We start from the raw sequence: 12195 nt of genomic DNA, 5'->3' as shown, positions 1-12195 counted from the left end.
AATGCCACATTTCTTTACTTCTTGTCAGGAAGCTAGAAGTTGAACTGAATACCTGGGCCAAGTATTAGGAACCAGGTATTGTTTTTAAGCAGGTATCCGCCACCTACATAAAGTGGGATGCTGAACTTAGAGTCTTTTCTCACCGGTAGGAGAGAGCCTAGAACAACAATTCCTATGTCCCGGGTTACATTGGGGTCTTCGCTAAAGTTAAAAGCATTAAGCGCTATAAACCCTGCCCCAACTTTATACGGTCTCAACCGCCCTATCCTTTCTTTGTCATAAAAAGCAAGTTGTGCAAGCACTGCGGTACTTATACCTGACAAGTTACCTATACCTTGTTGGTTAAACTTCTTTACCAAAAGACCTGCTGGAAATGAAACCTGCATGTCAAAGTGAATACTTCTTGTCATTATGAATTTCACTTTTCTAGTATACCCTACGGCGCCTTGTTTGGGTTCATTATGGCTCACGCTGATTTGTAGCTGTGTAAATGCTTCCAAATTGTAGGTTTTCTGCATTAGGTAATCATTAAGGCTTATGGTTTTGAAACGGCAGTCTTTGGTGTCATAATAAGAAAATCGAGGAGACGCTTCCCCAGGGCAAACTACTATATTGTTAATAGTCTGATAGTCTACCAGCTGGTTTCGGTTGTCCATAACCCTAATTTCGATATTGATATATTGTTTCCCGTATAGCTTGTTATCCTTGTCTATTTTATTGCCATCAAAGGTTAAATTTATATCTTTCAAAGCATCTTGAATGAAAATGGGTTTGTCTAACTTTTGATTGTTTAGAGGAATATTATTGCCGTCGTAGTTAATATATACAAAATCAAAATCGGAAGGTTGCTGGTATTCTTTTATCAAAAGCTCGTAAGGCGTAACCTTTTTGTTCATAAATAGAGACACCTTGCGTTTTGAAATATCTACAGGTATTTTAAATTTATAAAACAAAGTCTCGTCCGAGAGCCTGGTGCTGTCAGGGTGGATGATGGGTAAACCGTCAAATTGGAGTGAGGAATTTTTTAGCCCTGTGCCCTCAATACGTACCTCTATATTTTCACCTGGATTTACAGACAGGTTATTAGTCCAATCCTGTCCTTCATGCATGATATGTATTTTGTCTATGCGTGGCTTTTCTACAATATTAAAGTTCGTTATAAACCGGTTTTTGTCACCATCTTTAATGTATAGATATCCGTCTTCCACTCTGTGTAAAGCATAGGGCTTTACCCTGCAAAGCACCTTGTCGGTATTGGCTATTTGAGAAACTGTAAAAAGTTCGGCAATTAGTCTTCCTCCTCTTTCTTCTTGATCTTCTAGCCTATAGGTTTTTTTTAACTGTAGGTTTTTGTTATTGTCCAACTGTATTTCCTCGCCGGACTTGTGGCTGATGTCCAGGTAGATGTAGCTTCTGTCGGTGTTTAAAAAGTCGATCCTAGATGGAAGCACATGCAGCTTTAAGCTAAGAGGGTCTAAGTTGTAAGAAAGGAGACTATGTTCATTGACATAAGGACGAATAGTTCTTAGCTTATGAGAAAAAAACTTAATTCCTGTAGTTTTGGGTTTGATTTGTAGGAAATAGTTGCCGTCAGTTTTTACAATTCTGTGGTCGTAGCTGCTTTCTTCTATCCAAGTATCGTTGGTTTTTAGGTTAAACAAGTTTTTTCCATGAAGCTGTATTGACTTTTCTTCATCTTGAAACAATTGTGTTTCCTCTTCCTTTATATAAACCACTGGTTCATAGTATGGCAGCAACTTTATTTCTTTTATAAGTACTTTTTTTTCTGTATGTACCTGAAAAAGAAGGTGAGGGAAATCAGTATTGTTGGTATTATGTAATTTTATTTTCCCACGGAAAAACTTGTCATCTATGAACAACATTGAGTCAACTATAGAAAAGTCGGGAGAATTCAAAAGGTGGATTTCGTTAAAATTATATACTGAATCCGGATAAATAGTTATTTCAAGCACTGGTTTTTCACTTTCGGCTCTAAATGCGAAGTGTTTTTCGTGCATATATGTTATAGCGTTTTTGCTAAAGAGATACTCTGAAGTATCAGTTTTTATAACCACTTCATTGAAGTGGTTCTGCGCATAATTTTTTGTAGGGAACATTGATGCTCCTACAATCAACAAAAACAGGAGAATATACTTTTTGAAAAAGCCAGGTTTCATGTCAAAGAAACGAATATTATATACTTGATCTTTTAAGGTATTTGAGTAAATATAGTAAAAACGTATACAAGGCCTAAATTATGATGCTGGATTTATATTTAAGGCGTGTAGAAAAATGCTCAAAGCTTCACTTAAAATATATTTTGTAAACGCAAGGGGGGAAACTTACTGTTATTTTGCTCCTGATGGTGAAATCTATCGCCATAATTCAGGTTGAAAATCAATAGAAATGTTAATGTGGGGCATAATAAATAAAAGACTGCTTTAGTAGAAAAACAGTCCTTTATTTACACAAAAGAAAATATGACGTAAAGTTTTATTAATAATTGAATGTTTGGATTCTCCTGTAGTCGTCATCTTCCTCCTCTCTGCTCCTGTCCCAGTGGTCTTTTTCTTCCTGGGGAGTGTCTGACTCATGTCTTCTGTCCTGGTTAGGGGATTGAAGTGTATCTTCTTCTACGGGTTCTTGAAAACAAGCAATTGTATTTTCATCTATGAAAAAACATGCGATTTCGCCTTCTTCCTCTAACTCTTCTAGTTCCTGACCTGATTGAGCCAATGATGTGGAGATCATCCCAAAGGAGATCATTAGTGCTATTAAATATTTCATACCCTTCAATTAAATCCATCTACTACAATACTTAATATTTTAACCATCAGAAGATGTGAAATGTTACCCTTCTTAGAAAAAAAATACCTATTGTTCTTCTATTTTTATTTCTTGTATTACAAGGGATGCGTCTATAGTCTTAAGGTAAATGTATACCCTAAAGTTTTTATCCTCAGAAGAGTAGTTTGCTATTCCATATTGGGCATCTTTATTGGATTTTCCTTTGTGTAGTAAAGACAAATTTGAAGGGGGATGTTTTTTGAAAAAGCCATCAAGTACGCTTGCTGCCTGGGTATTTTTGTAGTTTTTTTCCTCTCCTGGCAGAATAACTTTGACTTCTTTGTCCAAATAACCGGTTAGCTCTTTTAGGTTGGCAGTACGTATAAGACCCATTATATTGTCAAGAGGCTCTTGTTGGGAATTATGAGAAAAGCTGCATAGCAGTAAAAGCGAAAAAATGCCAAAATAGTAAAAAGTGTTATGTAGTTTCATATATACTGGCGTAATAAATTGACCCTAAAATGGGAAAAAAAAATATAATATTAAATTAAATCAGGTTAAATATTTGTAACCAAAAAGTAAATATTTAGGGGATTAATCTTCTGAAATACGTTTCTAGCCTATTAATTCATGTATTTTGGTGTATTTGGTGCGGTAAGCTGAGGCGTAGGTAGGTGCGGGATATGAAAAGGTGAATTTTCGGTACTAAGCCTGAAATATATAATCCAGTTAAACTATAAACCTGAATTATGTAAAGGACCTTTTACATAATTCAGGGCTAATATGAAGAGGGCGCTAGTTAGTCTTTATAGCTAAAGCCTGCTACAGACAAATCTTTCCAGAAGTCTGGATATGACTTGTCCACCACATCAGGTTGCTCAATGGCAATTTCGCCTAGTAAGGCAAGTGGGGCAAAAGCCATAGCCATCCTATGGTCTTTATAAGTGGCTATTTGTTGATTGTCAATCTTAAAGTCAGACTTTAAGACCTTGTACGTAACATCTTTTTCAACTTCCACCATTTCGGTGCCAAACTTCTTTAACTCGTTTTGCAAAGCGGCAATTCTATCGGTTTCTTTTATGCGCAAGCTTTCTAGCCCTGACATAGTGCATTCAATACCTTTTGCGGCGCATGCCACAGCAATGGTTTGTGCTAAATCTGGGCAATGGGTAAAATCGAAAGAAAAGTCAGAAGCAGTCCCACTTTTTTGCAAAAGCAATCCGCTTTCCGTAAAAGTGGTTTTTACGCCTAAATGCTCCATGATCTCAGTAATGACATGGTCGCCTTGATAGGAGTCTTTTTTATACCCTTCTAGTTTAATTTCAGCTTCGTCTGCAAGAGCTGCTATGCTGAACCAGTAACTTGCCCCCGACCAGTCAGACTCTATTTTATAAGTGGCCGGTTTATATTCTTGGTGTTTGATAGTAATTGTGTTCCCGGTCCAGTCAGCTTGGATACCAAATTTGGCCATTAGGCTCAGGGTCATTTCTATGTATGGCCGTGAACCGATTTTACCGGTAAGTTCTAGTACTAGCCCTTCGGGAAGCACAGGTGCTACCATGAGCAAAGCTGTAATGTATTGGCTGCTTACATCTCCTCTGATGCTTAACTTGTTGGTAGGTACCTTAGACTTGTCAAAATGGTGTATTTCTAGCGGTGGATAACCTTCGTTGCCCAAATAAGTAATATTGGCACCCAATGTTCTTAGAGCGTCTACCAAAAGTTTGATAGGGCGCTCGCACATTCTCTTGGTTCCGGTTAATATCTTGTTTTGACCCGTAATGGCAAGGTAAGCCGTTAAAAAACGCATGGTTGTCCCAGCGTCTATTACATCTAATGTTTTTTCTTCCGACTGTAACAGCCTTATCATGGTCTGTGTGTCACGGGCATTAGACGCATTTTGTATGTCTGACTTAAATCCGGTCAATGCATTTATTATTAATGCTCTATTGCTTTCGCTTTTTGAAGACGGAGGTGTTATTGTACAGTGTACTTTTCCAGAATGTTTTTTAATTTCCAGAATGTTCATTTTGGCCTGAGACATACCTTTATAATGAATAAAATTTTAGCGCATCTCTTATTTCCCTAAACTGGACAGGCTGGTTATAATTGGCCTTTCCAGGCTCCTCTAGCAATGAGCACAAGATGGCGTTGCGTTCATTTTTTTTGTCTTGGAGGGTCAGGGTGATTATTTTTTCCAAATCATATTCAAAAAGTTCCCTATGTCCAAAAACGGACAGAATATAAGACTTGATCTTGTTTAGGTCATTTTCACTTATAAAGCCTTTGTCATGGGCTATAAAGGCTTCTGCTATCATACCAATAGCAATAGCTTCACCGTGTAAAAGCTTTTTGCCCGGAATGTTCAGGAAATAGCTTTCTATGGCGTGGCCTATGGTATGTCCAAAATTGAGGATTTTTCGGAGTCCACCTTCAAAAGGGTCTTCTGAAGTGATTTTTGCCTTCATCTGGATAGAATGTTTTACCAAATCATTCCAGTTCTGCTCTTCAAAGCTTTTTAGGCTAATTTCTTCCCACTTTTCACTATCAGCGATGAGGCAGTGTTTGATTACTTCAGCATACCCCGATCTTAGCTCGTTTACTGGCAAAGTTTTAAGGAAAACAGTGTCAATAAAAACTGCTACAGGCTCACAAAAAACACCAATATGGTTTTTGAAGTGTTGGAAATCAACACCTAATTTTCCCCCTACACTTGCATCGACTTGCGATAGGAGGGTGGTAGGTACTTGAATAAAGTCTATACCTCTTTTATATGTTGCGGCACAGAATCCGCCCATATCTCCTATAACACCGCCACCGACATTAATGACCAATGCCTTCCTGTCTAGTTGAAGGTCAGTCATCTTTTGCCAGATATGCTCACAGGTAGCCAAATTTTTGTTTTCTTCACCACTTTTAATGGCAATGATATTGGCTCCTGGCAGTGAGGGTAAAAGTAAAGGGAGGCAATGCTCCTCTGTATTTTCATCTACGATAATACAGATTCCGGAGTACTGCTTCCCCTCCAGATACTGCCGGATTTTACCGGCAATATTACTGGTTATAAAAATTTCAGAAGGCATTTTAAGCTTTAGATTCTTCCTCTTTTTTCATTATTTCTGTTTGTCTCCTTACGGATTCTTCATGAACGATCTTGTAGATCTCACTTATATAAGCTTCGTTAAGGTTCATCTTCTTAGCAAGCTCTGTTCTGTTTTTCATGATTTCATCCCATCTCTTCACCTGAAATGTGGTTACATTGTTGCCTTTCTTGTATTCGCCGATTTTTTCAACAATGTGCATTCTGGCCGCAAGGATCTCGATAAGCTCTCTGTCGATGTTATCAATCTTCTTTCTTAAATCATCCAGTTGACTGTTGAACTCCTGGTTGTCTATAGAAGCTTCCCTGATTTGTAGGTCGCAAAGGATTTCTTTTAACCTAGCAGGTGTTACTTGCTGAGCTGCGTCACTCCATGCATTGTCAGGATCTATGTGTGTTTCGATCATCAATCCATCGAAAGTTAGGTCCATTGCTTTCTGCGAGATTTCAAAGATATAATCTCTTGCACCAGCTATGTGGCTAGGGTCGCAGATGATAGGAATTTGCGGAGCAACTCTTCTAAGTTCAATAGGAATTTGCCAGAAAGGTTGGTTCCTATATTTAGACTTGTCATACACGGCAAACCCTCTGTGAATAGCTCCTAAGTTGGTAATCCCAGCCTGGTTCAATCTTTCGAAAGCGCCTATCCAAAGACCCAGTTCAGGGTGCGTAGGGTTTTTCACCAATACGGTAATATTCTTTACTCCTTTTAGGGCATCAGCCATTTCCTGCATAGCAAATGGGCTAACAGTAGTTCTGGCGCCTATCCAAAGTACGTCAATATCGTATTTTAGGGCTTCTTCAATATGTTCAGGGTTGGCTACTTCAGTTCCAACCGGAGTTTTAAGTTCATTCTTAACATCTTTAAGCCACTGAAGACCGTCAGCACCGGCACCCTCAAAAGAGTTTGGCCTGGTTCTTGGTTTCCATATACCAGCTCTGATTACATCAACCTTTAGGTCCTTGAGTCCTTGGGCTGTTTTCATTAGCTGTTCTGGGGTCTCTGCACTGCATGGCCCTGCTATTACCAAAGGTTTTGAACTCAGATTAGCCCATTTGTCAAGAGGACTAACATTTAAATTAACTTTCATATTATTAAAAGTATAGAATGAATTAGGTCAACAATTAAATAAAATAACCGTTCTAATAGAAATATATTGTTTTATTTATTTTTTATATGATACAGAATCCCGACATATTATCGTTCGAAGACACTTCCAAAGCGTTTGTGCATAAAACTAATGGAGACCTGCGGAGAATGCATTTGCTGTTCTCTCTTATGAACTGGAAACACCCTGCAAAGATAGGGAGTTATTTTGTAAAATCCGCTCTGAAATATAAACTTCCGATAAAAACTTTGGTGAAAAAGACACTTTTTTTTCATTTCTGTGGCGGAGAAACTTTGGAAGAGTGTAAAACAGCCATTGATGCACTGGCTCAGTTTAACATCAAAACCATTCCTGACTATGCTGCTGAAGGTGGTAGCTCTGAGGAGGCGTATAAAGATGCCTTTGAAAATATCTTGGATACCATTGAGTTTACCGGTCAGCAGGAAAATGTTGCTTTTACAGTTTTCAAACCTTCCGCCATTGGGTCTGTGGCTGTACTTGATAAGGTTCAGAGTGGTAAGGTTTTGAATGATGAGGAAACCAAAATGTTTGATTTGCTCAAGGAAAGGATTGACATTCTTTGCCATAGGGCAGCTGAACTTAAGGTGCCGATAATGGCGGATGCTGAGGAAAGCTGGATCCAAGATGCTGTGGATGCTATTATTACTGCCATGATGAGCAAGTATAATAAAGAAACAGCTATTGTTTATAATACTTTTCAGATGTATAGGTCGGATATGCCCAAAAACCTGGAAAATGTTCTCCGTCTGGCAAAAGACGAACAGTTTTACCTTGGAGCAAAATTGGTTAGAGGGGCTTATTGGGACAAAGAGCGTGAAAGGGCAGCTAAGTTGAAGTACAAAAGCCCAGTCTTTGAAACTAAGCCTGAAACTGACGAGGCTTTTGATAATGCTTTGAAGTTATGCGTAGAGAATATAGACCGGGTACATGTCTGCTGTGGTTCTCATAATGAAAAGAGCAATATGTTATTGACTGATCTTATGCGGGAACACAACATTGAACCTGATGACCCAAGGGTTTCTTTCTCTCAGTTATATGGGATGGGAGACCATATTTCGTTTAACCTGTCTCAGAGAGGGTACAATGTTACTAAATATTTGCCTTGGGGCCCTGTGGAGGCAGCAGTGCCATACCTGATTCGTAGGGCCAACGAAAATCAGTCTGTCGCTGGACAGGCCAGTAGAGAACTGTCGCTGATCAGAAAGGAACTTGATCGCCGAAAAATGGAATATAGCAAAGATAATCCTGCTGATATGACAAAACTTTAGGTGCTTATTATTTTTATTCGGGTAATTCATTTATTTTTGCTATCTGATTAATTGAATAAGCCCGCTTACTAATATGCATCTAAGTGAACAAGAGATTATAAGAAGAGAAGAGAGAGAAGAACTGATGAAAATGGGGTTAGACCCTTATCCATCAGAAACTTTTAACGTCAATGTATCTGTTCAGGATATTTTTCAGAACTACGAAAAGCGAAAGACTGACTATAAAAATATATCCATTGCTGGCCGTTTGATGAGCCGTCGTATAATGGGGAGTGCTTCTTTTGCTGAAATTCAGGATGCTACAGGGCGTATCCAGATATACGTTCGCCGTGATGACATTTGCCCTGATGAGGACAAAACTTTATATAATAAGGTTTTTAAAAAACTTCTTGATATAGGTGACATTATTGGTCTGCAAGGTTATGTATTTACTACGCAGACTGGAGAAGTTTCTATTCATGTTACCAACCTAAAGGTGCTTACCAAAGCCCTAAAGCCACTCCCTATTGTAAAAGAGGCTGTGGATGAAAATGGGAATAAGGTGGTTTATGATGCCTTTTCTGATCCAGAAATGCGCTATAGGCAGAGGTATGTAGACTTAATTGTAAACCCTGAGGTAAGGAACACCTTTTTTAAAAGGACACAGTTAATCAACTCTATCCGCAACTACCTAAACGATAAAGGATATTTAGAGGTTGAAACCCCGGTACTTCAGCCTATTTATGGCGGTGCATCTGCCAGGCCTTTTAAGACGTATCACAATACGCTTGATATGCCTTTATACCTTCGTATTGCCAATGAGCTTTATCTTAAGAGGCTTATTGTCGGAGGTTTTGAAGGTGTATATGAGTTTGCCAAAGATTTCCGTAATGAGGGTATGTCCAGGTTCCATAATCCTGAATTTACGCAGGTAGAGCTTTATGTAGCCTATAAAGATTACTACTGGATGATGGACTTGGTAGAGGAAATGGTGGAAAAAGTGGCTCTTGCCTTAAACGGAAGTACTGAAGTGAAGGTGGGAGATAATGTGATTAACTTTCAACGTCCTTGGCAACGCTTTACCATGTTTGAAGCTATAAAGCACTTTACAGGTTACGAGATCGATGAAATGAACGAAGAAGAACTTAGGGAAGTGGCTCAAAAGCTTGACATACCTGTAGATCCTTCTATGGGTAAAGGTAAGATCATTGATGAAATCTTTGGTAGTGAATGTGAGCCTAAGCTTATCCAGCCAACTTTTATTACCGACTACCCTGTAGAAATGTCGCCGCTTGCTAAAAAACACAGAAGCAAAGAAGGGCTGGTAGAGCGTTTTGAGGCTATTTGCAATGGGAAAGAGATTTGTAACTCATTCTCAGAGTTGAATGACCCTGTAGACCAGCGTAAACGCTTTGAAGAGCAATTGGAACTTGGCAAAAGAGGTGACTCTGAAGCCATGGTGCTTGATGAAGACTTCCTTCGGGCTTTAGAATATGGTATGCCGCCTACTGCTGGTCTTGGTATCGGTATAGACAGGTTAACGATGATTATGACCAATTCTGCATCTATTCAGGATGTATTGTTTTTCCCTCAAATGAAGCCTGAAAAGAAAGCAACAGTTTCCTCAGAAGAGGACTATCTGGAAATTGGTGTGCCTAAAGAATGGATTCCCGTTATTCAAAAATTAGGCTTTGTTACTGTCTCTGATTTGAAAGCTGCCAATCCTAATAAATTGTTTAATGACCTTTGTGGCATGAGAAAAAAACTAAAACTTGACATTCCGGCACCAAAAGCCGAAGATGTTAAGGGATGGATTTCTTAATGAAAATCTAAGGGGACCATAACATACTCGTAGTGTGTTATGGCATTCCTTTTTCCAAAGCGAAATTTCTCTTTGCTGAGCTCAAATATGGTCTCTATATTTTCTATGGTGTAGCCGTCGTCAATAATTATTTGAGAGCCGTCAGGAGTTACTTCGAAAGAAATATACAAGCTTTCTCCTTCACGAATCCATTGGGCAGTTCCGTCTCTGTTTATTTTCAGGCGTAAGTTGTCATATTTGGGATCATTGAGGACTAGCTTTCCGTTTTTGTAAAACTTCTTAATTTGCCATGTTTGATAAAGGTTTTCAGTATCAAAAGCCTGCTTTTTTGAATCTAAATTATAGGTAAAAAAAAGAGAAGCCATAAATATACTGACCAATGAAAAGCAGATCAGAATGATATATCTTGTTTTTTGCATGGGAAGAACCTTTTTCTGTTATTCTTTCACTAACTGTTACACTTTAACGCTATGCTTCTTTTAAAGCCCCTTCATTGGAATGATTACGAATTAATAGATAGTGGTGGTTATAAAAAATTAGAAAAATTCGGTGAGTTTTTTCTTGCTCGTCCCGAACCTCAAGCGGTATGGCGACCTTCACTGTCTGAGCAAGAGTGGGATAGTAAAGTGAATGCTACTTTTAAGCGGGCGAGCAACGGTAAAGAAAAGCTTGATGGCGAAAAAGGCGAATGGTTGCTGAAAAAAGGAATGGCACAGCAGTGGTATATTAATTATCCTTTAAATGATACCAAGATTAGTTTCCGCTTAGGGCTTACGGCTTTTAAACATGTGGGGATATTTCCGGAACAAGCTTCTAACTGGGATTATATTTATAAACGCATCAAGGAAATGCCTGTAGAAAAACCAAAGGTTTTGAACTTGTTCGCTTACACCGGCGGTGCGTCACTTGCAGCTAAAGCCGCTGGGGCTGATGTGGTGCATGTGGACTCTGTAAAACAGGTAATAAACTGGTCAAGAGAGAATATGGAAGCCAGCCAGCTCAATGATATTAGATGGGTGGTAGAGGATGCTATGAAGTTTGTGCAGAGAGAGGCAAGAAGGGGGAATAAGTATCATGGGATAATTTTAGATCCGCCTGCTTATGGCCGAGGCCCGAAAGGCGAAAAATGGGTAATTCAAGAACAGATCCATGAAATGATTTCTGCCTGCAAAGAATTGTTAAGCCCAACACATCATTTTTTTATACTTAACCTGTACTCTATTGGTTTTTCTGCCCTTGTTCAGGAAACACTTGTGCAATCAGTATTTGGTACAGTAAGCCACCCAGAAATGGGTGAACTTTACTTAGAAGACTCTTTTAATAAAAAGCTGCCTTTAGGTACCTTTTATAGGTTCTATAAATAAAGAACCTTATTTGTCTTGCCCTTTCGTTTAATGAAAATGGCAAAAATAGCACCTTGTCATCGGGTGCTGGACAGTATTGGATGTTTTTTTGCCTTTTTTCTTTGAATCTTTCTGTGTTTAGCTTATTTTTTATGATTGTATAAGTAAAGCACATTGTTAATGTAACAATTGACCATGGAAAAAGAAGAAGGTTTTTTTACATACCTCTTTAAAGAAATAGCTGAAAACTTTGTAGGTTTCCTGACTGGTATGGGCGTAGCTGGCTTACTTTCTAGTTTTTTTGAAACTCGCAGCATTAAAAACCTATGGGGTTTGGCTTCCAAGAAGACCATTGTTTCCAAAACAGAGTATGAATTTATGGAAACGGCCATATCCTTTATTGCAGGCTTTATTGTGCTCATGTTAGTGCGCTACCTGTTCAGGAAAAAGCTAAGGCCTTATTTCCCTGTTATTAAAACCCGCCTCAAAGAAAGTATCCGGCGGAGATTAGATGCCATGTAAAGGATTCTGCTTTCTACTTCAACCTGGATTATACATTAGATTTCGTTATGAGGGGCAAAAGGATAAAAAAATCAGCGTATTTGGTTTGTAAAGGATCGTGGTTCTATGGCTAAAAACCAAATGCTAGCGAAGCGTCTGATTTGAAGTTGTTTTGCCACGCAATAGCAAGTTCTAATGCATACTTCAGATTCAATCATTTTTTTCGATGATCCTAGTCATTTAAAAAGTCTTTATAAGAGGTGAT

11 protein-coding genes are annotated in these 12195 nt (G+C 38.6%); 4 read left to right on the top strand and 7 right to left on the bottom strand.

The window, feature by feature from the left end:
- Positions 1 to 32: 32 nt before the first annotated feature.
- From RCC89_18795 to RCC89_18770, 6 genes are all read right to left on the bottom strand, one after another.
- Entirely contained in the window at positions 33 to 2177 is a 2145-nt protein-coding gene (locus RCC89_18795) for a hypothetical protein (protein WMJ75195.1), read from the bottom strand.
- 319 nt (positions 2178 to 2496) lie between these two features.
- Complete coding sequence (locus RCC89_18790; protein ID WMJ75194.1) at positions 2497 to 2787, bottom strand: hypothetical protein; 291 nt, start codon at positions 2785 to 2787, stop codon at positions 2497 to 2499.
- An 87-nt stretch (positions 2788 to 2874) separates the two neighbouring features.
- Positions 2875 to 3279, bottom strand: coding sequence for a DUF4783 domain-containing protein (locus RCC89_18785; GenBank protein WMJ75193.1), 405 nt, complete (start codon positions 3277 to 3279; stop codon positions 2875 to 2877).
- A gap of 307 nt (positions 3280 to 3586) precedes the next feature.
- A complete protein-coding gene (locus tag RCC89_18780) occupies positions 3587 to 4816 on the bottom strand; it encodes a 3-phosphoshikimate 1-carboxyvinyltransferase (GenBank protein WMJ75673.1) in 1230 nt (409 codons plus the stop codon).
- Positions 4817 to 4835: 19 nt separating this feature from the next.
- Positions 4836 to 5870 carry a 3-dehydroquinate synthase gene (gene aroB, locus RCC89_18775; GenBank protein ID WMJ75192.1) on the bottom strand — a complete coding sequence of 345 codons (1035 nt, stop codon included), beginning with the start codon at positions 5868 to 5870 and terminating at the stop codon, positions 4836 to 4838.
- Between the two features lies 1 nt (position 5871).
- A complete protein-coding gene (locus RCC89_18770; GenBank protein WMJ75191.1) occupies positions 5872 to 6978 on the bottom strand; it encodes a bifunctional 3-deoxy-7-phosphoheptulonate synthase/chorismate mutase type II in 1107 nt (368 codons plus the stop codon).
- A gap of 269 nt (positions 6979 to 7247) precedes the next feature.
- On the opposite strand from RCC89_18770, the gene RCC89_18765 reads away from it, so the two are divergent.
- Both RCC89_18765 and lysS read left to right on the top strand, forming a co-directional pair.
- A complete protein-coding gene (locus tag RCC89_18765) occupies positions 7248 to 8285 on the top strand; it encodes a proline dehydrogenase family protein (protein ID WMJ75190.1) in 1038 nt (345 codons plus the stop codon).
- Between the two features lie 73 nt (positions 8286 to 8358).
- Entirely contained in the window at positions 8359 to 10086 is a 1728-nt protein-coding gene (lysS, locus tag RCC89_18760) for a lysine--tRNA ligase (protein ID WMJ75189.1), read from the top strand.
- Here lysS and RCC89_18755 read toward each other — a convergent pair.
- The gene (locus RCC89_18755) at positions 10083 to 10505 is read right to left on the bottom strand and encodes a hypothetical protein (protein WMJ75188.1); all 423 of its coding nucleotides are present in this window, start codon (positions 10503 to 10505) and stop codon (positions 10083 to 10085) included. The genes lysS and RCC89_18755 overlap by 4 nt on opposite strands.
- A gap of 51 nt (positions 10506 to 10556) precedes the next feature.
- Between RCC89_18755 and RCC89_18750 the strand changes: the two genes are divergently transcribed.
- Both RCC89_18750 and RCC89_18745 read left to right on the top strand, forming a co-directional pair.
- Positions 10557 to 11450, top strand: a complete 894-nt coding sequence (locus RCC89_18750; protein WMJ75187.1) for a class I SAM-dependent methyltransferase — start codon at positions 10557 to 10559, stop codon at positions 11448 to 11450.
- 174 nt (positions 11451 to 11624) lie between these two features.
- Positions 11625 to 11951, top strand: a complete 327-nt coding sequence (locus tag RCC89_18745) for a hypothetical protein (GenBank protein ID WMJ75186.1) — start codon at positions 11625 to 11627, stop codon at positions 11949 to 11951.
- The last annotated feature ends 244 nt before the right edge of the window (positions 11952 to 12195 follow it).

The sequence above is a fragment of the Cytophagaceae bacterium ABcell3 genome (assembly GCA_030913385.1).
Classification (GTDB): Bacteria; Bacteroidota; Bacteroidia; order Cytophagales; family Cytophagaceae; genus ABcell3.
This window is presented reverse-complemented; position numbering and strand designations above follow the sequence as displayed.